This is a genomic window from Metabacillus crassostreae, assembly GCF_016908395.1.
Taxonomy (GTDB): domain Bacteria; phylum Bacillota; class Bacilli; order Bacillales; family Bacillaceae; genus Metabacillus; species Metabacillus crassostreae.
Window position 1 is genome coordinate 452,503 of sequence record NZ_JAFBDU010000001.1, and the last position, 22,941, is coordinate 475,443.

Below are 22,941 nucleotides of genomic sequence, written 5' to 3' on the forward strand. Positions count from 1 at the left end.
AGGAATAACAAATGAGCGGAACTGCACATGAAAGCTTGAAACATCAATCAGTAAAAAAGGTATTTTATCAATATTTTTTCCCATCATTATTAGGAATGATGTTAATGTCAGTAAACATTCTAATTGATGGAGTATTTGTTGGTAATGGTGTTGGCGCTGAGGCGCTTGCAGGAGTTAACCTTGCCATGCCAGTGTTTTCTTTAATTTTTTCGATTTCACTTTGGATCGGTATCGGTGGAGGAACGTTATATTCAATTTATAGTGGAGAGGAAAATGTCGTTAAAGCGCGAAGTGTATTTTCATTGGGGCTTGCCAGTGCTTTGGTGCCTTTATTAGTTATCGGAGTGTTCGGATATATAAACGTAGAGGCAATTGCGAATTTGCTTGGAGCAAATTCTGATACTCTTTTTCATACAGTTGAATATTTGAGGGTCCTTTTTTTGTTTGGTTGGCTAATGGCATTACAGCAACTTCTCAGTATCTTTGTTAGAAACGATGGTAGTCCTACCTTGTCAATGGTAGCTCTTGGTGTAACGGCTATCGTTAATATATGTCTGAACTATTATATGATTTTTATATTGGAGTTAGGTGTATATGGAGCAGCCCTTGCCACTGTGCTTGCAAGTATTGGGGGCTTACTTGTTCTTATGCTTCACTTTTTAAAGAAGCATTCAAATTTACGGAAGCTTTCCTTTCAGTGGTCCTGGAATATGCTCAGAGGTATTTTCTCAATTGGATTTCCTAGCTTTCTTGCAGAAGCGGGTACCCTTGTCTTTGTTGTAGGGTATAACTTGGCAATTGTCGGTTTACTAGGTACAGAAGGAGTAGCGGCTTTTTCAGTCGTTAATTATTTACACGGCTTTATGTTTCTAACGTTTTTTGGCATTGAGTCAGCATTACAACCAATGATCAGCTATTATCATGGTGCAAAAGAAAAAGGCCGTATCAAGGAAAGTGTACTAATTGGTGAAAAAGCAGCATTTATTCTTGGCGCAATTCTCCTTCTCATCGGTCTGGCTGCTGCACCTTTGCTTGTATCACTCTTTGGATTAGAATCAAATGATGTTCGTAATTTAGCTGTTGATGGAATTCGGTTATTTTTCATTGGCTACCTTTTCCTAGGTTTTAATTTTGTTTATATGACTTATTTTCAATCCATCATGAATATTCGTCCTTCCATTATTATTATTCTATTAAGAAGCTTTGTTTTTATCTTATTCTTTTTATGGTTGTTGCCAAAATTTATTGGTATCGCAGGTGTTTGGCTTGCATTACCACTTGCAGAAATGCTTGTTGCTTTGCTGCTCGTTCTTTTCACTAGAAAACATGTACTTGAGCTAAAGCAGGTAAGAGGGTCTTAATAAATAGCTATTTAAGCTTAATAATTGTTGTCAAAATGGATCATCGGTTGAAATAGCCAAGGTTATTGTATGTAAATGATGCAATAAACCTTGGCTATTTATTATGATTTTATTTTCTTGATATCTAATCGACTAACAAAAACAAATATTTTTAGTTACGTCTACTTCACATGAAGAAACTATTTGTGCTGTGAAACAAGAAAATTCGGGAAGTGACTGTCACCAATGGAAGCGATTGACAATTATTTAATTCAAGCTTATAAATATTTTAAGTGCTAAATATTAATATTTTTACAAGCTAGTGTTTTAAACCAAGATTTAGATAAAGGCCCTTAGAGAAAGTAACGCACTATTTGGAAGTAGTAAGAAAACTTCATTATGTTTCTATCGAAAAAAACAAAGAGAATGGAGCAAGAAAATGAATTCACCTGAATTAGTTATAGGCTATCAAAATGATGATAAGCTTCGTTTTAGCTTAAATGAGTTAGCTACTAGTATTTTTGGCATTCAGTTTGAGGATTGGTACCAAATGGGATATTGGGATCACCGATATGTTCCTCATTCCTATGTGGTAGATAACAAAGTGGTTGCTAATGTTTCAGTAAATCTTATTGATGTTATTGTTGAAGGAATAGAGAGGAAAGCTATTCAGCTAGGCACAGTGATGACTCATCCAGATTTTCGAAATAAAGGACTTTCAGCAAAAATCATGAGTGAGGTGCTATCTAGATATGAAGGAAAGTACGATTTTATGTACTTGTTTGCAAACAACACAGTTTTAGACTTTTATCCGAAATTTGGATTTGAAAGGTGCTATGAATCTATTTTTACTACGAAAGCAAAATCTAGAAACAGAAGCTATTCCATTACAAAATTAGATGGAAGTCTGAAGCAGGATAGAGAGTTTGTTCATACATATGCAAAGCAGAAAAAAACCTTGTCTAATCGATTTGCTACATTCAATGCTGATTCATTGTTCATGTTTTATTGTATAAATGTTTTTACTAATGATCTTTATTATATTAAAGAATTGGATGTAATTATTGCTGCAAAGTTCGAAGATAAGCAGCTTCATATTTTTGATTGTCTTAGCAAAGAGGAATGTTCTCTTATTGAAGTAGGAGAAGCTATGCTTGAAACAGAAGAGGGTACCATTATTTTTCACTTTACCCCAGAGCTTAATGAAGCCGATTATAGGATTGATGCTTATGAAGATGATGATGTATTGTTCGTCCTATCTAAAACGGAGAATTCACTACCTTTACAATTTAAGCATCCTATCACTTCAAAAGCTTAGGAGGAAATGATCCTAAAATTGTTGCGAAGCTACCAGCATGAAAATTTAAGGATATCAGCAAAAATCATGTTTCTTTTTACACATTTCTATCAGTTTTATTGTTGTAAGGTTGATTTAAGTATTTACGTGGCCATTGATACTCTCTTAGTACGTAGTAAAACTCTGAAACTACCTTGAATCAATCAACTTTTACAATTATTCGATCAACTTTAGTATATAATCAATCAACTAAAAAGATGAAGGAGAAAATGATGATGTTTCCTAGATTAAAGACTGAAAGATTAATACTTAGAGAGATCTCTAAATCTGATGCTAAAGCTATATATGCTTGCTTTTCAAATGAACATGTAACTCGGTTTTACGGCCAAGAAACCTTCAATCATGTTGATGAAGCAATAAAATTAGTAGACCACTTCACAAAAAATTATCAGGAAAAAAGGGGAATTCGCTGGGGAATTGAAATACAAGGAAATGAAGAAATAATTGGTACAATAGGGTTTAATGCTTGGTCACCTAAACATAAGCGAGCAGAAGTAGGTTATGAAATTCATCCGAATTATTGGAGAAAAGGTTATACATTAGAAGCTGTATTAAAAGTGATTCAATATGGGTTTAATGAATTAGAGCTTACTCGTATCGGAGCAGTTGTTTTTAAAGAAAATGAAGCATCCAATAAATTACTTCTTAAAGCTGGATTTCAAAACGAAGGAATTCTAAGAAATTACATGTATCAAAATGGCATAGCACATGACACATTAGTTTATTCAATTCTTAATAGCAATCAATAAACTTTTCTATTGAACCAGCAATATATGTGTATGTAAGCTGATATAATTATTTAACTAATATTTCCTGAATACAAGGAGGTAAAATCCATTATACATTGAATATTATGTATATAAAATGCATAGGAGGATTCGATATGAAATCAATTTCTAGTAAAATTGGTGGTGTTTTTGTTCCTGTTAGTTCTATTGAACATGCCCGTGACTGGTATTGTGATATTTTAGGATTATCAACAGAGGGTGAAATTTATTTTGACCATATTTATGTTCTTCCATTAAATGGTCCGAATATTGTACTAGATAGCAAAATTTATGCACCAGAAAACGTCTATAAAGTACCTGCTTTTCAATTTTATACTGAAGATATTGAGGAAGCATATGAATTTCTGAAAAAAAAAATGTAGAACTTCTAACAAATATAGAAAATGGTCATTGGTTTAATTTTAAGGATCCAGATGGAAATGTATTGATGATGTGCAAATAAAGAAGTAGGATGAAGAGTCCTTATTTAGATAAAGGGCTCTGTTTTTATCTTGAAGAATTATCATTTGCAATTCGTAATGATTACGGTTATTATTAACAAGAAAAATAAATTTAGAGGTGATCACATGAAAAGGGGTATACATCCTGACTTTCGAAAAGTAGTATTTATGGATACAAATAGCGGATTTAAGTTTTTAACAGGATCAACAAAAATGACGAATGAAACGATTGAGTGGGAAGATGGAAATTCCTATCCATTAATTAAAGTGGAAATAAGCTCTGACACGCATCCATTTTATACAGGAGTTCAGAAGTTTACAGATAAAGGTGGAAGAGTAGATCGTTTTCTACAAAAATATAAAATGAAGGAAAATAATTAATTAGTTGGTTTGCTTTTTTATGTAAATTAATACACTTTAAATCGTAATAATTACGTTTAAAGAAAAGGAGTTCTCTTATATGGCAAAGAAATCAAAGGTTGTAAAGGAATTAAAGAGACAAAAGATGGTTGAGAAATATGCAGAAATTAGAAGTGAGTTAAAGGAAAAGGGAGATTACACAGCATTGAGTAAGCTGCCAAGGGATTCAGCACCTTCAAGACTTCATAACAGGTGTCAAGTAACAGGTCGACCAAGAGGCTATTTAAGAAAATTCGCCATGTCCCGAATTGCGTTTCGTGAATTGGCACATAAAGGTCAAATTCCAGGTGTGAAAAAATCGAGCTGGTAAAGTACCAAATGAGGACGTGAAGTGACCATATTGCTTCACGTTTCTTCTTTTGCATAAGGAAAAAAGGGGCAATTGAGTGTATGAATGATAAACAAATGGAAATCTTTGCAAGAAGAATTATTAATTCTCTTTCTATTGAAAAAAGAAAGCTATATCAATTCATCGAGAATTTGGAAGATGAGTTAGCTCAACAATCAAGTACGAAAGAGCAGTTTTTAACACTGCTTAAAGAGCAATCTCCCCATCATCAGGCTGCAGAGCACTTTAACATGACTATTGAAGAAACAGTAAATTTTATGCATAGTATAGAAGACGAAATAAATAATGAGTTAGATAAACAATTGGCAAGATACAAAATGATTGATTATACAAAAAGAGTACAAGAGATAAAGGGAGAACTAGCTAACAGGAAGCAGTATTTTCTTGTTATAATGTAATATATTATTTATAATTTTTTACTCCTCTGTTTTACTTCCTTTCTTTACCGCTCCCATTGGATTTTATTAGTTGTCTGTTTCACCAAAGATATGAAACGAATATAGCTTTATTTCGTCTATTAAGAGAAGGAGGTATAGTTATGAGTAAGATATCTTCATCCTTATTAATGATCATTTTCTTTTCTTTCATAATGGTGGGCTGTTCTATGAATGACAACCGTCAAAATCACAATGATACAAATAGCTATATTAAAGTTAAGGAAGTCGCTTGGCATTTTGTTAAGTACAATGGTTGGGATGACATGGCAAAAGGAAATTGGCAAAGTGCAAAAGTAACAAAAGTCATTGCAAACAGTAACTATGAATTATTAGATAAAACTTTTGAAGGAAAAGATGGATTAGCTGTTTCTTTTGAAGATAAAGAAAATACCGTTGTAGGTACTCCAGTTATACTTATTGATAGTATGACGAAAAAAGTTATTGGCTATATGCCACATAACTAGGGTTGTTTTAAAACATATTTAGCTAAGAAATGAGAGAAAAAGAATGAGAGAGAAAAAAGTCCGGGGAATTAAACGTAAAATCAATAAACTGATAGAGCTTATTGAAGAAAACACAGTAGAATTTCCAAAATATTATGACAATGAATATAGAAATTTTCTATTACCTGTTTCACAAGAATTTATAAATTCGAATAAAACACCAACGAAAGTTAAACGACAATGTATACAAACCTTGATAGATAGAGCTAAACATCTGAGTTACATAAAACCAATAGAGGAAGAAAAATATCGAGTAGTGGTTGCTATTTATTTACCTGATTTATGGAGATCAGAAATTATTGTATTTAAAGGGAAATCCTATTATCAAGATTTTTTTAATAGGAATGATAAACAAACATGGCTTCCACTTTCTAAAACGAGAAATATTGAAAAAGAATGGAGATTATCAGTTCCAGCTGATATGTCAATAGTAGGATATAGAGAAGAAATTACTGATGAAGATTACCATTACAAGGGAGAAATCTGGTTTATTGGAGAATTAAACTAATTGATAAGGATATATTTTTAAATTGAAGTTTTCTCCCCCTAAAATTAATAAAATTACTCATACTTACTCCTTCAATTGAGAAGCCTAAAGAAAAGGTCTAGAGATTGGAGGAGTTTTTAGTTGAACTTAGATGATGTGCTAGCTGCTAGGGAAAAGTTTAAAGGAATTGTTCATACAACTCCACTCGATTATTCACATACATTTAGTACAATTTCTCAAAATGAAGTGTATTTAAAGCTAGAAAATCTTCAAAAAACAGGCTCCTTTAAGGTTAGAGGATCTTATAATAAGCTAAGCTCCTTGAGCAAAGAAGAATTAAATAAGGGAGTTGTTGCAGCATCAGCAGGAAATCATGCTCAAGGTGTTGCTTATTCTAGTAAAATGCTGGGAATCCCTTGTACGATTGTTATGCCAAAGGGAGCACCACTAAGTAAGGTGCTAGCAACAAAGCAGTATGGTGCTGAAGTTATTTTAGAAGGAACTGTTTTTGATGAAGCTTTAGCTTTTGCATTAGAATATTGTGATCGGGTTGATGGTACATTTATTCATGCCTTTGATGATCATGATGTGATTGTAGGACAAGGAACCGTAGGGGTCGAAATTGTCGAACAGTTACCAGATATCGATGCTATTGTTTGTCCTGTAGGTGGTGGGGGACTAATTGCTGGAGTAGCGATGGCAGTCAAACAAGTGAATCCGAACATAGCAGTTTATGGAGTTCAAGCATCAGCATGTCCAAGTATGAAGCAATCTTTGCTGGAAAGAAAACCAGTGATGATTGAAGCAACCCCAACAATGGCAGATGGTATAGCTGTTAAAAAGCCAGGACAAAAAAACTTTGACATCATAAAAGAGTATGTTGACGATATTGTATGTGTGGATGAAATGGAAATTGCCAGAACGATGCTAATGATATTAGAGAGAAGTAAGCTTTTAGTAGAAGGATCAGGAGCTAGCTCACTAGCAGCACTTCTATACAAAAAACTAAATTTGACTGGAAAGAAAGTAACAGCTATTTTAAGCGGTGGAAATGTGGATGTTCACTTTATTTCAAGAATTATTGAAAGAGGTTTGGTTGAAGCTGGAAGGTTTGCTCACTTTTCGATGACATTAAAAGATAAACCAGGTGAGCTTGAAAAAGTATTAAGCTCTGTTACGAATCTTGATGCTAATATTCAGGATGTAAATCTTCAGCATGTTGGTAGACATATCTACCCTGGATTTGCTCAGCTTGAGATTTCAGTTGAAACAAGGAACAATGAACATATTGAAGAGCTACATAAAGTATTGAAAAACAAAGGATATAATATTCAACTGGTTGAGCGACTTTATGAACAATAGGCAATTTAGATGTAAGAAAATGAAATAACAAAACACAAAATGATATGCTTTAAGAATTACCTAAAACGTCAGCAAATATAAGCTGGCGTTTTTTTGCACAAATCTGTTTACTTAGATAACATAACAGCATATTCATGGTGCAAAATTCCATAAGCATTTGTTCTTTTTTATAGTACAATGAAAGATACAATATACATTGTTTGAAAATACTAAGACTTAAAACAGTTGAAAAAATGTTCATGATTTTAGGATACTTGAATATATATCCTTGTTAAAAGAGGAAACTGTTTAAAAAGTACTATACATCGTTAGGCGTGGTTACACATGTGGAAACAAAAAAAGATTATGTTAATTGCTAGCTTGATTGTCGCTTGCTTTGTGGGGTACCTTTTCTTTCAAAACACAGATTCATCAAAAATTATAAATGTTGAAACATCAATTAAAAATGAAACATTAGATAAATCTACTAATGAAGAGAAGGATAGCCCTGAAGAAACAACGAGTATCACTAGTTCTGTAGAAGAAGTTGTTGAAAATACAGATCTTGAGAAAAAAAAACAAGTTGAGGTTGTTTCTGTTCAAGTTGTAGATGAAGAAGAGAAGAAAGCTGTAGAAGCTGGTACTGTTTCAGAAGGTATCAAGGAAAAAGTGAAGGGCGTAGTTGAAGGGGTCTTCAAATTATTCGAAAAGGATTTACAGGTTGTGGCAATTGGGGACTCACTTACTCAAGGTGTTGGAGATGAAACGAAAAATGATGGTTATGTTGGGATCATACATAACACATTTGAAGTTAATAACATTAAGGTCGCTATAGAGAATTATGGTAAAAGAGGAAATCGCACAGATCAATTAGTAAAGCGTCTAGATAAAAAGAAAATTAAAGCATCAGTTGAAGAAGCAGATATTGTTTTAGTAACAATAGGTGCTAATGACATTATGAAAATTGTTAAAAGTAATATTATGAACCTTCAAATGAAACCTTTTAGTGATGCTAAAATAGACTATATTGAAAGATTAGACGTGATCTTTACTAAGATTCATAGCTTAAATCCAAATGCAAAGATTTATTTAATTGGTTTTTACAATCCCTTCGATCGATATTTTGGTGATATCGAGGAAATGCAAATGATAATTGACGATTGGAATAGCTCAGGACAAATTCTTACACAGCAATATGATTATGTAAATTACATTCCAATCGCAGATCTATTCGTAGATTCAGACATTGAACTATTATCTGAAGATCATTTTCATCCAAATTCAAGTGGGTATAACCTTATGGCCAAGCGGATTTTAGAAAATATAGAAGAAATTAGTGTGGTACGAGAAGAAATTAACGAAGATATTGAATAACGTATATCAATTATAAAAATAGAAAACCACTCCATTGCTTACAATACATGTAAACGATGGAGTGGTTTGTTTTTGTCTTTTTCGACATGTATGGTAAAATATTGAAAATAGTATAATGTTATTTTAAAAGAATTCCTTTTAAGTTGTGATATTTGTATGAATGAATTTACATTGTCTAATCGGAGGCTTCACGATGAAGAAGATTGCGATAATTTTAACTGCTTTAAGTGTTCTACTAATTTCAGCTTGTGGAAATAAAGATGAATTTGATGTGAAAGGTCATATTTTAGAAATAGAGGATTCAACAAGTATTGTTGTTGGAACTGGAAATGGAGATCCAACAGCAACCTATCCAGCATATACTATTTTTGTACAAGAAAATACCTCGTTTTCAGGTGATGTTCACAAATTTTCAGATTTAAAAGTAGCACAACGTGTACAAATATCAATTGAAGGGGATAAGGTAATAGATAAGGTTGAAGGTGATATTGTAGCAACCGAAATTTTTGTAGACTGATTGTTTTATATTTTTTCTATATAAAAGAGGTAAAACATAATCAAATTAATTAATCAATCTACAAAGATGAATTAATCCAAAGTATTCTGAAATATTTATTAATTAGTTTAGTCGGAAAAATATGATCGATTCATTTCGCTGCAGACACTTGCTTTCCTCTACACCCGCAGGAGTCAAGTGTCTTTCGCTCCATTCCACTAGTTCTTAAAAATAGTATGCAAAACACAAAACAAAAAATCTATTGATGATAGCAATTTCGACCCGAACTTTTAGGTGAAAGTATATTGAACTAAAACCTACTAATTCGGGATTATCATAAGCTTACTTAAGTCCCAGCACCTACATAGTTAAACTTCATGCTAGCAGCTCTTTTCAAAGGTAAATTAGTTTACCCAATTGCCTCTAATGTTTCATAATAACGCCTTGAAACCTTGTTTCTACCAGCATTTTTGGAATCATAAAGAGCTTTATCACAAATAACGTAAAGAGATTCCATTGAGATATTTTCGGTAGGAACAACCGTTATAATACCGATACTTAACGAATACTCAATAGGTAATTCTTCAAGAGTATATATTTTCTTAGAACTTAGAATTTTTTCTGCAAATAGAGAAGATTGTTTTTCGTCTGTGTTCGGAAGAAAAATAGCAAACTCATCACCACCTTACCGACCAAATAAACTACCTTTTTCCATTGCCTCATAAATATGGGAGGATATATCTTTAAGTACACGGTCACCTACTTCATGTCCATACTGGTCATTTATCTGTTTAAAGTAATCAAGATCGAAAAGAAGTAAAGATACTGGTTTTTGTAATTTTTGATATTGAGTTAAATATAGTTTTGATTGCTGAATAAAGCTTCTACGATTTAACGCATTTGTTAGATCATCATATAGAGATAATTTTATTAACTCTTCATCCGCTCTTTCTTTTAACAGTAAAATGAAGCCGATATTACCTAAAATCATCGATAAATATAGAGATAGGAACGACACACTTTGAGTAATACTTGGTGTAAACAATCCCATTGCATAATCATTTAATGCAGAAATGCCCCTAAAGATGAGAGAAAACAGTACGAGAAAATAAAGAGAACCTAATACTTTTTTTAATGGTGCTGTAGATTGATGAAATAGTAATTTATAGGCAGGTAGAATGATAACTAAGGCAGAGCCAATGGAAGCGAATGCGATTCTAGCATTCTCTAGATTGTAAAATAGGATAATGAAATGAAAGCCAATAGTATTGATTAGCGTTAAGAAAATATAGATTTTCTTAACACGCTTAGTAAAGGCCTGCAAAAGCATTTTTAATAGTAAACAAAAATAGGCTTAGATCAGTATAAAATAAATTCATACTAAAGTAAGCTGTTTAAATAATTAGTATTTGGACATTTTAGATATATCTAGTTAATCTATTAAGTCGAGGTGCTATTAACGTATGACTTCAAAAAAACATAATATCTTTAATGCTTTAATGATTGCTCTGCCGTGGATATCTGTTTTGTTTATAGGTAAGCGTAGTATCAAGCGCTATTCTTTATCAAGCGTTGTGATCGGAATTTATGAAATCATAAGTCATCTTTATGGTCGTAAGAAAAAGTATTGGAAATTCTATGATAAGCCACAAAAATTTATAAGAGATGAACTCCCGTTTGATATTGGTCCATATGTACCGATATCGATGTGGATCCTAAAATATACTTATGGAAACTTTAAAAAGTTTGTCCTTGTTAATGTGATTTTTAATCTATTCTTTGCTTTTATTTTTATAGCTTTTCTAAAGAAAATAAAAATTTTACGTTTATATCGATTAAATTATTTTCAATTTTTTATATACATACACTATAAAGCATATTTACTATATGCTGTGCAGTTTTTGATGGAAAAGGTGAAGAGAAGAAGAGGGATGTATAGCGCTACAAAGAAGGACGAAAAAATACCTAGCTAGAATTTTTTTAACGATACGTTCAAATATTTTTCACGATACGTGGGCAAAAAGAAAAAGAAAAAGAAAAACAACAAAAAAGCTTTTAACCAGTGTTGGTAGTGACGTTTCTTACAAAAGTAAGGAACGTTTTTTATTTAGGTTGAAAATTCAAAGGAAGAATGAAAATAAAGTAAATTAATCAGAAATTGCTGATTGAGATTAAGTATAAAAATATTTTTTTAAAACACACGCTACTCAATTTGTTTTTTTCTATATATACAAAATGGAAAGAAACTTACATAAAAAAGGTAGTGATGATAGATGGCTTTATATCGAATGATACGTTGTGATTTTTGGGACGATCTAGAAATATTAGATGAGATGACGATAGAGGATCGGTACTTTTATTTTTTTCTATTAACAAACATTAGAACAACTCAAATTGGAATTTATAAAATATCCAAAAAAAAGATATCTGCTGAATCAGATCTTTCGATTGAGAAGGTTCATTCACTTGTCGATCGTTTCGTTAACCATCATAAGTTAATCCGATACAATCCGGTAACAAGAGAGATTGCCATTAGAAACTGGGGTAAACATAACCTGAATAAGGGTGGTAAGCCAATGGTGGATTGTATTAAGTCTGAATTAAAGCAGGTAATTGACATTTCGCTCATTCCATTTATCTCAGAAGCAATTGAGAAAAAGGAAATGCGCAGTCTATATGATGATTATTATCATGAAAAACAAGTAAATCAAGATAGTAGCAATCAAGTTGAAGCACATACATATCAGGATTCAAAAAGTGATGATGTTGATGAAAAAGAAACCCTCATTGCTTCTGCTTTAGAACAAGACAAACTAGATCAAGAAGATAATACGAACGCAGAAAATGATGTAAATATAAAACAGCTTCCACAAAAAAAAGCAACAAAAGATGTAAGTGAAATTGTTGGATTTTGGGACAATAATGGCTTTGGTTTGTCAAACGTGAATGCAAAAGAGCAGCTGTTATCCTGGCTTGAGCATTCAAATTTTTTACAGCCGAAGAAAGTAATCTTAAAGGCTTTGACGATAGCTTGTGCGAATAATAAGCGGAAATTAAACTATGTGGTTGGTATTCTTAAAAACTGGGATCATCAATCATTACGGACGGTTGAAGAGATTGATTTATATCAAGAAAAGCAAACTAAAAATCAAAAGCATAATACATACAATCAAAAAGCTGGAAGGGCGATACCTGGAGAATTTGTTTTGGATATAACAGCAGGTGAAGATGGATGAGTATCGCAGAAAAAGCATTCTTGGGAAGCTTGATGAAGGCAGAGTATCTCCTAAAGGATACTGTTATTAGGCCTGATCATTTGGAAAGCATAAAACATAAAGAATTAATGCGAAGTATGGTCGATTATCACCGATGTGGTAAAAATATTGATTTAATCTCGTTAACTACCTTACCAGATCTTGATTCCTTCGGTGGGATGTCCTATCTTTCTGAGCTGTTATCTTATGGTGATGTAGAGAGGTTTGAAGGAATTGAAAGGATTATTCTTGATCTTTGGAAAGAGCGAGAAAAGAGGAATATATTAACAATAGCAAATATGAATGATTGGGATATATCAAAGGTTATTACTAGCTTGGATAAAATTAATCAAAGTAAAATGGATGATCACACGTCCCTACAACATGCGTTGTCATCAATCTATGAAGCACCATGGGAGGATCAAGAAAATTTAGATCATGCAACAACTGGAATTAAAAAGCTAGATGAAGTAACAGGTGGATTTCAAAACGGAGAAGTAACAATTTTAGCTGCAAGGCCATCAATGGGGAAAACAGATGTGATGCTTCATTTTGCCAAAATGGTAGGCTGGGATGGATATTTGCCACTTGTCTTTTCCTTAGAAATGCCGGAAAAATTAATTACTAAACGATTAATAGCTTCAACAGGGAGCTTTAATCGCTCAAAAATGCGAGACCCGAAAAATATGTTAACAGCTACTCAAAAAAATAAATGGTCAGATGTAATTCATGACTTAAATGAAACAAATATCCACATCTTTGATGGTGCTGGACAAACAGTTGCTGAAATGAGAGCAAAAACAAGAAAAATGATTCATCAATACCCAAACAAAAAACCAATTCTTTTTATTGATTACTTAACACTCATCTCTCCTAGTGATGTTTATGGAGGGAATTCTCATTTACAAGTAACAGAAATATCAAAATCTCTGAAAATGATGGCAAAGGATTTTGATTGTCCTGTGATTTGTTTGGCCCAACTAAACAGGTCAGTCGAAACAAGAGCGAACAAACGACCGCTGATGTCTGATATCAGGGAGTCAGGCAGTCAGGCAGTGTTGAGCAAGACGCTGATGTCATTTTGTTTCTTTATCGTGAAGCCTATTATGACAAAGATACTCAAGATCATTCTCTTGAAATCATTGTCTCCAAAAATCGAAATGGTCCTGTTGGATTTATTAAAGTACATTACAACGAACATACAGGGAAAATTGAGGATCAAAAGACCCAAACATTAATCAAGGAATAATCTTTGTAATAAGGACGTTTACAAAAAATTTAAATGACAAGGTGTTGTATGAGATGATCATAAAAGAACTTTATCTTGAATCCCTTCTGCTGGAAGAATCTCCATTAGCGCATTACATATTCTATTTACTTAATGAAAAGAAAATATCTTTAAATGACGATGTGTCAAAATTGAACTTTGACTTGGCAGATCATCAAAAAGTAGCCGAATTAATAGAGAATAATGTTCTAGGTTTCCATAAAGTTGACATCTTCTCATTAAAGATGAATCAAAATGAATATGTTTTTATTTTTGCGGATAGCAAGCAAAAGGCTATTCAATTCTTCAAAGAAACTTTTGGTCACGTTCCAATGAATTGCCATGCGTATTCACTAGATTATGAACTTACTAGAGGAAATGAAGTGGTTTCGTTTCGGAAGATGAGGATGGAATATGAGTGTTTTCCAGTTGTAGCGGGTTTTTTTAATAGGGTGGGGATGAAGGAAGCTAGTGGGGTTAGATTATAAGAAGAGGTTAATTGAGAAGAGATTTGTCCAATAGGAAAGGATCTTAAAAGATCCTTTCCTATTGGTTATTCTGCAAATATAATCAATAAATACCAATTTATAGTTGACGTAAATTGTTTTAGAGTGGTATTATTTGTTAAATAGTAATGATTACGAATTGAGGGTGGTGATATATGAAAAATTTGGTTTATTTTTAGTTTTTAAATCGTAATAATTACGATTTTATCATTTTGAATGTAAAGGGGATTTGAATGAAAAGGGAAATTGATTTTATTAAATTAAATCCAACACAAAACATGACAATCCTTGTCAAAACTAATTATCCATCTGTAGAGCATAAGATTATTGCTTCTAAGATTATGTCATACGAGAGCGTGTTTGCAGAACAAGTAGGATTTATTGAAGAACCGAGAAGTGATTACGCTGCTGCTCATTTACAAATGGCTGGTGGAGAATTCTGTGGTAATGCTTGTATGGGCTTGGCAGCTTTAATTGCGTCAGAAAAGACGCTTAAGAAAAATGAAGTGATGGAAATCTTGTTAGATGTATCTGGTACAGATCAATTAATAAATTGCCAGGTAAAACGAAATTTAAATGTATTTTATTGTCATGTAACAATGCCTATCCCTATGAAGGTTGAGCAGAGAACCATAAAGTACGATGGTGTGGATTTGAATATGATTATCGTAAGATATAAAGAATTTATTCATATCGTTTTAGAAGTTGCTGAGGATCGTAAGGAGATGAAAGAGAAGGCACAATCATTAGCAAAGCTGCTAGGAGTAACGTTAGGATCTAACTTAATTGGTGTTTTATTATATAATCCGAAATCAAGAGAAATGGAACCACTTATTTATGTACCAAGTTTAGATAGTATGATGTGGGAAAGAGGATGTGGATCAGGAACAGCGTCTTTAGGAGCTTATTTAGCTTGGAAGAATAAAGGTGAAATTACAGCCGAGATAAAACAACCTGGTGGAGTTATCAATGTAGTTGCTAATTGGCAAGAAGGTGAAATTACAAACCTACAGATTGGAGGATCTGTTGACATAGTTGCTCAAGGTAAAGCATTTGTAGATATTTAAAGGAGTGAAATGGAATCATGATTGAATTAAGAACTTTTCACGATTGTTTACATGGCTATTTAGAAAAATTCGATAGTCTAATAACAAGATATGAACATACAACTAATACCTGTAGAGAATTTGAGAGTGTAATAGATGATTATTCAATATTTATTACAAGTGAGAGCAATAGAGAAACATGGGAACAAATAGCACAACAAGAAACTAGTGATTTTGATCAGCTTTTATCAAATTTGAGAAAAAAATCAGCACAATGTGTCGCTATTATGGAAAAAGATCGTGCTTTAAAGTTGTTGAACGGAAATGATGGGATGTCCGATTATTTTAAAAATATAGAGTCATGTATTGAGAAGGAATTCGGTGGTTTTCAGATCAATTCTGAATCAAAAGTATTATTAATCGGATCAGGTTCATTTCCTATGACACCTTTGTTAATAGCTAAGCAAACTGGTGCAGAAGTTGTTGGTATAGATATTGATAATGAGGCAATTAAGCTTGGGTTAAACGTTGTAAAGAGATTGGGTAGTGAGTTAAATATTAGACTTGAAAATAAGTTAATAGAAGATCTAAATTTTTCACATGAAGCAACCCATATTATTTTCAGTTCAACTGTTGAAAGAAAGTATGAAATACTAGATCAATTACATTCAATAACAAATCAAAATATTGTTGTGGCTATGAGATATGGTAATGGACTCAAATCCTTATTTAATTATCCAATGAAAAAAGTAAATGAACAAAAGTGGAAAATGGTTGATAATTTATTACGTCCAGATCATGTTTTTGACATTGCGTTATATAAGAAGGCTTAGCTTGTGTTTATAAGAAAGGGAGGATTGTATGAGTGATTTTAAGCGAGTCTTAATTTTAGGAACGGGTCCTACTTCTATTCAACTTGCTGTAAATTTAAAAAAACGATTGGATTGTTATGTAGGAATTGCTGGAAGAGAATCTGTCCGCTCAGATGCATTTTATTCTACACTCAAAAATAGTGATAATCGAATTCGTGTAAGTATTCAAAATGAAAAGCATAGAGCGATGAAAGGAGAATCCTCTATTGATCAGGTTTTCCAAGGCTATGAAACTATTCGCGGGGAATGGGATACTATCTTTCTATCTGTAACAACAGATGCCTATATTGAAGTATTAAAACAAATCAATAATCAGCTCTTAAAATTAGTAAGATGTATTGTTTTAATTTCTCCAACTTTCGGGTCAAATAATTTAATTCGGAATTTTATGAAGCAACATAATGCAAATCCAGAGATTATTAGTTTTTCGACATATTATGGTGATACTCGATGGATAAATAATAATCCCTCAAATCATGTTTTAACAACGGCAGTGAAGAAAAAAATATACATAGGTTCAACGAACGATTCTTCAGAAAATATTGAGAAACTACATAAGCTATGTGAGCAATTAGGCATAGAACTAGAAATGATGAATACTCCAATTGAGGCGGAAACAAGAAATATTTCTTTATATGTCCACCCACCGTTGTTTATGAATCACTTTTCTTTAGGTGCAATATTTGATGATTTAACTGTCAAAAGTTATGTGTATAAAATTTATCCTGAAGGGCCTATTACTCAATATTTAATTCGTGATATGTTGGCACAATGGAAAGAAATGATGCAGGTTTTAGAGAAAATAAATATAAAAGGTATAAACTTACTTAAATTTATGACGGATGATAATTATCCGATAAGATTGGAAAGTTTATCTAGATATGATATTGAAAACTTTAGTTATTTAGATAGTATTCACCAAGAGTACTTGTTATATGTTCGTTATACTTCACTGTTAATCGATCCTTTTTCAAAACCAGATAATGATGGAAAATATTATGATTTTTCAGCAGTCCCAATTAGAAAAATGTTTGTTAACAGAGAAGGGTATTTGGATATTCCTAGGATGCCAAAGGAAGATTATTATCGTATAAAAATAATTCAAGGAATTGCAAAGTATTTGGACTCTGATTGTCCAACAATAGATAAATTCATTAAAACATATGAAAGTAAAATTCAAGAAGTAGCTCAAACTCATGAAAATGAATTGTTATCTAATGCCTTTGTTGTTCAAAGCTTTGAGGAAGATTTAAATATGATCTGTAGTGAAATAGGAAAAAGTATAGGAAAAAAAGTAGGTTGAGTAGAACTTCTCTTCGACTTAGAGATAAATATTTTACGTAAATAGGAATAATTTCGTTTTATTATGACAGAATATTTTTTTACATATATAAATTAATTAAAGTTAAAGGGAGAGAGTGATTTTGTTCTTTAAAAAATATAAGTTAGTGAGTCTAGTAATTATGGTTTTATTTATAGTGTCTGCTTGCTCTGCAAATAACACTACTAGTGAGAAAAAGGACAATGAAGTTAATCGTGATAACGAGTTAGTTTATGCATCTGCGAAAGATATTAATGATATGAACCCGCATTTATACACAGGTTCAATGCCTGCACAAGGGATGGTGTATGAATCATTAGTTGAAAATACGAAAGAGGGTATCAAGCCTTTACTTGCGGAGTCCTGGGAGGTTTCGGAAGATGGTAAAGTATACACGTTTTTTTTAAGAAAAGATGTGAAATTTCATGATGGTGAGCAGTTTAACGCAGAGGCAGTGAAGAAAAATTTTGAAGCTGTTCAGAATAATGCAGAAAAGCATGCCTGGATTAAGTTATCTACAAAAATTGAAAGTGTGAAAATAGTAGATCAGTATACTGTTGAATTAATATTGTCTGAAGCATACTATCCAACATTGCTTGAATTGTCTATGACAAGACCTTATGTATTTATATCACCCAAAGATTTTAAAAATGGAGGGACGAAAGATGGTGTAAGTGGTTTTAACGGAACTGGCCCATATAAACTCACTGAACATAAAACCGAAGAATACGCTACTTTTAAAGCAAATGATAACTATTGGAATGGAAAACCTGAAATTAAGAGTATTACCTCTAAAGTACTTCCAGCTGGTGAAACGACATTGTTAGCATTACAAAAAGGAGAAGTCAACTTTGCATTTACAGATGATCGTGGTGCAGATAGTCTCGATGTTGAAGCAATGAATCAATTGGTCGATTCCGGAGATTATCAATTAGTAAGAAGTGAACCTATGAACACAAAAATGATTGTTGCTAATAGCAGTAAAGCTGACAATCCAATAAGTGAAACAGCTGTTCGTGAAGCGATATGGTATGCGATTGATAGAGAAACAATTAGTAAAGATATTTTAAATGGTACAGAATCAGTCGCTGATACATTATTTTCATCTAATGTAAATTATGCCAATGTTGAGTTAAAGAAGCGGGGATATGATGTAGAAAAAGCCAAGGAGATTTTAGCAGAAAATGGTTGGCAAATAGGAAGCGATAAAATGAGAATCAAAGACGGGAAAAAGTTAGCTATGAAGCTTTATTATGACAGCAATTCTTCTTCTCAGAAAACTCAAGCTGAATTTATTCAAGGTTCATTTAAAGAGATTGGTCTTGAATTGGAGATTATTGGTGAAGAGTCAACTTCAATTGCAAATAGAAGATCCACTGGTGACTATGATCTCTTATTCAACCAAACTTGGGGTCTAGCATATGACCCACAAAGTACAATCGCTGCTTTTGCATCTGAAGCTTCTTATTTGCACACAACAAAAGGCATTGAAAAGGCAGATGAACTATACAATACAATTGAACAAGTTATGGTATCAACAGACGAGGAAATTAGAAAATCATTGTACGCTAATATTTTAACAATTGTCCACGATGAAGCCGTCTTTATTCCAATTACAAATGGAAGTATGACAGTAATAGCCCCAAAAAATTTAGATGATGTATCATTTAAACAAACTCAGTTTGAACTGCCATTTGAATTGATGAACTTTAAGTAAGGCGCTTTTCTGAAAGCTTATTTAATTGACTTAATTATCTGTTGAAAAAAGTCTTTTTATCGGCAAATGGTACTTTTCTAGCAGAAAAGATGCCACTAGACATTATGTTATGTAGTTTCCTTCAAGTTTGCAAAGCAACAAAGTATACGAAAACAGTCTTAAATAGAAGGGGAATCTCCCCTTTTATTTTTAAGGAATTCGAACGTTATAATTTTAATAGAAAGGAGATTTTCTATGGGAAGTTATATTTTCAAAAGGATACTCATCTCCGTTCCTTTACTTTTAATCATCTCGTTTTTGACGTTTGTCCTTATTAATCTCTCTCCTTTAGATCCAGCTGAAGTGGTATTACAAGCGCAAGGTGTGCCACAAATAACAGAAGAGTTATTAAAACAAACAAAAGAAGAACTCGGTATGAATAAGCCATTTATTTTACGGTATTTTGATTGGTTAAGCTCATCTCTACAGTTGGACTTTGGAGTTTCATATATTAATGGTAAATCTGTGTGGTCATTAATTGGTCCAGCATTTTTAAATACATTCAAGTTAACTGTAGTTTCCTCTTTTTTCATAATCATGGTGTCAATTCTGTTAGGTGTTATTTGTGCTTTAAAGGAAGGGGAAATCATTGATAAATCGATAAGAGGAGTTTCTTTTTTCTTAACAGCAGTACCGTCATACTTATTGGCAACAATCTTGATTTGGTATGTCTCGGTCAAATTAAATTTGTTACCAACAAGTGGAATGGATTCTTATAGTAGTTATATTCTCCCGGTTATTGTTATCACTATAAGTTATGCTGGTATATATTTTAGAAATGTCCGAACTTCTTTTTTAAATAACTTAAATGAGGATTATGTTCTTTATGGAAGAGCATCTGGGTTACCTGAAAGTAAGATTATCCTCCATATCCTAAGAAATTCTTTGCAAGTCTCCATTTCAATATTTGCTATGGCCATACCTATTATATTAGGAAGTACAGTCGTAATAGAGAATGTTTTTGCTTGGCCAGGGTTAGGAAGTTTAAGTGTGAAGGCGATCTTAAGCAGAGACTTTCCTATTATACAAGCTTACGTGCTTATATTAGCAACAGCTTTTGTATTGTTTAATACACTTTCAGACATTTTTAATGCTGTATTGAATCCTAAGTTAAGGAATGAATTTTAGATGAGAGTATTGAAAAACCTACTTAAAGATAAGTTGGCAATGATGTCTTTACTGATCATTATATTGACTATAATTGTTGGTTTATTCGCACCGTTATTTTCACCACACGATCCTAATGAAATTACGATGAGTCTACGATATTCTTCACCTTCCTTTCAATACTTATTAGGTAATGATCATCTAGGGAGATGTATTTTATCAAGAATCATATATGGAATTCGACCAAGTGTGTTATGGGTATTATTGATCCTTTTCATATCTGTATTCATTGGAGTAATATTAGGGTTTCTAGCTGGTTATTTCAGAGGAAAAGTCGATATAATCATTATGAGAATATGTGACACAATGCTTTCGTTCCCAGGTTATGTGATGGCATTGGCGGTTATTGGAATATTAGGTGTAGGTCTAGAAAATATTTTAATAGCATTTGCTTTGATTAAATGGGCTTGGTTTGCTCGAGTAATTAGAACATCTGTCATGCAGTATGCTGAATTAGATTATGTAAAGTTTTCTAAAGCATCTGGTATTCGTGATCTAAGTATCATTTGCAGACACATTGTTCCAGTTACCTTCTCTGATATTGCTGTGATTTCAAGTGGATCTATTGGATCTATGATTCTACAAATATCGGGTTTTTCATTTTTGGGCTTAGGCATTCAAGCCCCAAATGCTGAATGGGGAATGATGTTAAATGAAGCGAGGGAAGTTATGTTTACGAGACCAGAATTATTGTTAGCTCCTGGTTTAGCGATTGTCATTGTTGTATCAGCGTTTAATTTTTTGTCAGATTCTCTACAAATTGCTCTAGATCCTAAATTAATAAACAATAAACACAAACATAAACAAATTTCACCACTTTCTAAGATGAAGGTTCAAGAAAAAGGGGTGGCTAATTAAATCATGAATATTTTAGAAGTTAACCATTTAAAGGTATGGGATGTTAATTCTGATAAAAAGATTATTCAAGATAGCTCTTTTCATTTAGAGTCCGGAAGCTGCTTAGCAATTGTAGGAGAAAGTGGAAGTGGTAAGTCTGTCACATGTAGGGCGATCATGAGATTGAATAGCCCATCACTTCACCAAGCGGGGGATGTCCTTTTAAAAGGAGAAAACATATCCAATCTTTCGACAAAAGAGATAAGAAAGAAAAGGGGCAGAAACGTTTGCATGATTTTACAAAATGGGATGAGTGCTTTCGACCCTTCTTGTGTTGTTGGTGTACATTTAAGGGAAACTCTAGCTGAACATTTTAATTGGAGTAAAAACGAAATAGAACGAAAAATAACAAGTGCAATGGAAAGCGTTATGTTGAAAAATCCGAGAGATGTGATGAATAAATATCCACATCAGCTGTCAGGAGGTATGCTACAACGAATGATGATTGCACTTGCCATTGCACTAGAGCCAGATATTATTATTGCAGATGAACCAACAACTGCTCTTGACACCATTTCACAGTTTGAAGTAGTTGATCAGTTTATCAAGTTGCGAGAAAGATTAGGATGCTCAATGATCTTTATTTCCCATGATTTAGGTGTTGTAAGAAAAATGGCTGATGATGTTATGGTTATGAAGAACGGGGAAATTATTGAACGAGGGCAAACTGAAACCATTTTCTCAATGCCCCAACATGAATACACAAAATATTTGGTATCTACGAGAAAAGTATTGAACGATCATTTTAAGAGAGTAATGGGGGAGGGGCTACTAGTTGCTCAAAGTTGAGAATATTGGGAAAACCTATAAACGAGCTGGATTGTTTTCTTCAGAGAGACAAAATGTTTTAAAGAATGTTAGCTTTGAATGTGAAGACGGAGAATGTCTGGGTATTATTGGGGAAAGTGGGAGTGGAAAATCAACGTTAGGTCGTTTGATTTTAGGAATTGAAAAACCTGATTACGGATTGGTTTCATTTAATGGGATGAATGTACAAGATAGAAAAGTAAGATTAGGCAATATAAGCGCTGTTTTTCAAGACTATAAATCCTCGATTAATCCATTTTTTACTGTTGAAGATGCGATCTTAGAGCCGTTAAATATTAATAACAGAAGTAAAAAAGAGAACAAAGACAAAATTGATAATCTATTAAATCAAGTAGGCTTGCCTTCGTTTTATCGAACCAAATATCCTCATGAGTTATCAGGGGGAGAAGTTCAGAGAGTATGTATAGCAAGAGCTATTTCAACAGAACCAAAATGTATTCTATTAGATGAAGCAATCAGTTCTTTGGATGTATCTGTTCAAATACAAGTTCTTGATTTACTTAAGGATCTTAAAACAATCTACAACATGAGTTACATATTTATCACACATGACTTACAGGCTGCCGCCTATATTTGTAATCGAGTGATTATTTTTAAGGATGGAAGTATAGAAGAAATAGTTAAAATTGAACACTTAAAGAACGTAAAATCCTTTTATGCAAGAAAATTATTGCAATCATTGATCACGTTTTAAT

23 protein-coding genes and 3 pseudogenes are annotated in these 22,941 nt (G+C 32.7%); 25 read left to right on the forward strand and 1 reads right to left on the reverse strand.

Features of this window, described 5'->3' with window-relative positions; genetic code table 11:
- Positions 1–11 precede the first annotated feature (11 nt).
- From JOC75_RS02425 to JOC75_RS02480, 12 genes and pseudogenes are all read left to right on the forward strand, one after another.
- The gene (locus tag JOC75_RS02425) at positions 12–1,361 is read left to right on the forward strand and encodes an MATE family efflux transporter (RefSeq protein WP_204952530.1); all 1,350 of its coding nucleotides are present in this window, start codon (positions 12–14) and stop codon (positions 1,359–1,361) included.
- A gap of 418 nt (positions 1,362–1,779) precedes the next feature.
- Positions 1,780–2,658 carry a GNAT family N-acetyltransferase gene (locus JOC75_RS02430; RefSeq protein ID WP_204952531.1) on the forward strand — a complete coding sequence of 293 codons (879 nt, stop codon included), beginning with the start codon at positions 1,780–1,782 and terminating at the stop codon, positions 2,656–2,658.
- 254 nt (positions 2,659–2,912) lie between these two features.
- Complete coding sequence (locus JOC75_RS02435; RefSeq protein ID WP_204952532.1) at positions 2,913–3,446, forward strand: GNAT family N-acetyltransferase; 534 nt, start codon at positions 2,913–2,915, stop codon at positions 3,444–3,446.
- A gap of 134 nt (positions 3,447–3,580) precedes the next feature.
- Positions 3,581–3,927 (forward strand): annotated as a pseudogene (locus JOC75_RS02440) (VOC family protein).
- Positions 3,928–4,051: 124 nt separating this feature from the next.
- Complete coding sequence (locus JOC75_RS02445; RefSeq protein ID WP_204952533.1) at positions 4,052–4,306, forward strand: type B 50S ribosomal protein L31; 255 nt, start codon at positions 4,052–4,054, stop codon at positions 4,304–4,306.
- Positions 4,307–4,385: 79 nt separating this feature from the next.
- On the forward strand, positions 4,386–4,655 hold the full coding sequence (gene rpsN, locus JOC75_RS02450; protein ID WP_204952534.1) for a 30S ribosomal protein S14: 270 nt from the start codon (positions 4,386–4,388) through the stop codon (positions 4,653–4,655).
- An 80-nt stretch (positions 4,656–4,735) separates the two neighbouring features.
- A complete protein-coding gene (locus JOC75_RS02455; protein ID WP_204952535.1) occupies positions 4,736–5,092 on the forward strand; it encodes a hypothetical protein in 357 nt (118 codons plus the stop codon).
- Between the two features lie 140 nt (positions 5,093–5,232).
- Positions 5,233–5,595 carry a hypothetical protein gene (locus JOC75_RS02460; RefSeq protein ID WP_204952536.1) on the forward strand — a complete coding sequence of 121 codons (363 nt, stop codon included), beginning with the start codon at positions 5,233–5,235 and terminating at the stop codon, positions 5,593–5,595.
- A gap of 43 nt (positions 5,596–5,638) precedes the next feature.
- Positions 5,639–6,142, forward strand: coding sequence for a DUF3916 domain-containing protein (locus JOC75_RS02465; protein ID WP_204952537.1), 504 nt, complete (start codon positions 5,639–5,641; stop codon positions 6,140–6,142).
- Between the two features lie 120 nt (positions 6,143–6,262).
- Positions 6,263–7,483 carry a threonine ammonia-lyase gene (gene ilvA / locus JOC75_RS02470; RefSeq protein ID WP_204952538.1) on the forward strand — a complete coding sequence of 407 codons (1,221 nt, stop codon included), beginning with the start codon at positions 6,263–6,265 and terminating at the stop codon, positions 7,481–7,483.
- 324 nt (positions 7,484–7,807) lie between these two features.
- Positions 7,808–8,836 carry an SGNH/GDSL hydrolase family protein gene (locus JOC75_RS02475; RefSeq protein ID WP_239589247.1) on the forward strand — a complete coding sequence of 343 codons (1,029 nt, stop codon included), beginning with the start codon at positions 7,808–7,810 and terminating at the stop codon, positions 8,834–8,836.
- Positions 8,837–9,029: 193 nt separating this feature from the next.
- Positions 9,030–9,353 (forward strand): hypothetical protein, encoded by a 324-nt coding sequence (locus JOC75_RS02480; protein WP_204952539.1) that lies wholly within the window; start codon positions 9,030–9,032, stop codon positions 9,351–9,353.
- Positions 9,354–9,741: 388 nt separating this feature from the next.
- On the opposite strand, the pseudogene JOC75_RS24325 reads toward JOC75_RS02480, so the two are convergent.
- Positions 9,742–10,662: pseudogene (locus JOC75_RS24325) on the reverse strand (GGDEF domain-containing protein).
- 133 nt (positions 10,663–10,795) lie between these two features.
- Here JOC75_RS24325 and JOC75_RS02495 point away from each other — a divergent pair.
- The 13 genes and pseudogenes from JOC75_RS02495 (at position 10,796) to JOC75_RS02550 (ending at position 22,940) form a co-directional block, all read left to right on the forward strand.
- The gene (locus tag JOC75_RS02495) at positions 10,796–11,305 is read left to right on the forward strand and encodes a hypothetical protein (RefSeq protein WP_204952541.1); all 510 of its coding nucleotides are present in this window, start codon (positions 10,796–10,798) and stop codon (positions 11,303–11,305) included.
- A 300-nt stretch (positions 11,306–11,605) separates the two neighbouring features.
- Complete coding sequence (locus JOC75_RS02500; RefSeq protein ID WP_239589248.1) at positions 11,606–12,568, forward strand: DnaD domain-containing protein; 963 nt, start codon at positions 11,606–11,608, stop codon at positions 12,566–12,568.
- A 32-nt stretch (positions 12,569–12,600) separates the two neighbouring features.
- Positions 12,601–13,557, forward strand: a pseudogene (locus JOC75_RS02505) (replicative DNA helicase); the annotation flags it as partial.
- A 110-nt stretch (positions 13,558–13,667) separates the two neighbouring features.
- Entirely contained in the window at positions 13,668–13,835 is a 168-nt protein-coding gene (locus JOC75_RS24135; protein WP_275580235.1) for a DnaB-like helicase C-terminal domain-containing protein, read from the forward strand.
- Between the two features lie 53 nt (positions 13,836–13,888).
- The gene (locus JOC75_RS02510; protein ID WP_204952542.1) at positions 13,889–14,341 is read left to right on the forward strand and encodes a hypothetical protein; all 453 of its coding nucleotides are present in this window, start codon (positions 13,889–13,891) and stop codon (positions 14,339–14,341) included.
- A gap of 251 nt (positions 14,342–14,592) precedes the next feature.
- Positions 14,593–15,426 carry a histidine racemase CntK family protein gene (locus JOC75_RS02515; RefSeq protein WP_204952543.1) on the forward strand — a complete coding sequence of 278 codons (834 nt, stop codon included), beginning with the start codon at positions 14,593–14,595 and terminating at the stop codon, positions 15,424–15,426.
- Positions 15,427–15,443: 17 nt separating this feature from the next.
- Positions 15,444–16,238, forward strand: coding sequence for a nicotianamine synthase family protein (locus JOC75_RS02520; protein ID WP_204952544.1), 795 nt, complete (start codon positions 15,444–15,446; stop codon positions 16,236–16,238).
- Between the two features lie 28 nt (positions 16,239–16,266).
- Entirely contained in the window at positions 16,267–17,580 is a 1,314-nt protein-coding gene (locus JOC75_RS02525; protein ID WP_204952545.1) for an opine metallophore biosynthesis dehydrogenase, read from the forward strand.
- 160 nt (positions 17,581–17,740) lie between these two features.
- Positions 17,741–19,315, forward strand: a complete 1,575-nt coding sequence (gene cntA, locus JOC75_RS02530) for a staphylopine-dependent metal ABC transporter substrate-binding lipoprotein (RefSeq protein ID WP_204953486.1) — start codon at positions 17,741–17,743, stop codon at positions 19,313–19,315.
- Positions 19,316–19,549: 234 nt separating this feature from the next.
- Positions 19,550–20,482 (forward strand): nickel/cobalt ABC transporter permease, encoded by a 933-nt coding sequence (gene opp1B / locus JOC75_RS02535; RefSeq protein WP_204952546.1) that lies wholly within the window; start codon positions 19,550–19,552, stop codon positions 20,480–20,482.
- Positions 20,483–21,379, forward strand: coding sequence for a staphylopine uptake ABC transporter permease subunit CntC (gene cntC, locus JOC75_RS02540; protein ID WP_204952547.1), 897 nt, complete (start codon positions 20,483–20,485; stop codon positions 21,377–21,379).
- A 3-nt stretch (positions 21,380–21,382) separates the two neighbouring features.
- Entirely contained in the window at positions 21,383–22,207 is an 825-nt protein-coding gene (gene cntD, locus JOC75_RS02545) for a staphylopine uptake ABC transporter ATP-binding protein CntD (protein WP_204952548.1), read from the forward strand.
- Positions 22,194–22,940 carry an ABC transporter ATP-binding protein gene (locus tag JOC75_RS02550; RefSeq protein WP_204952549.1) on the forward strand — a complete coding sequence of 249 codons (747 nt, stop codon included), beginning with the start codon at positions 22,194–22,196 and terminating at the stop codon, positions 22,938–22,940. The genes cntD and JOC75_RS02550 overlap by 14 nt, the downstream gene beginning before the upstream one ends.
- Position 22,941: the final 1 nt, after the last annotated feature.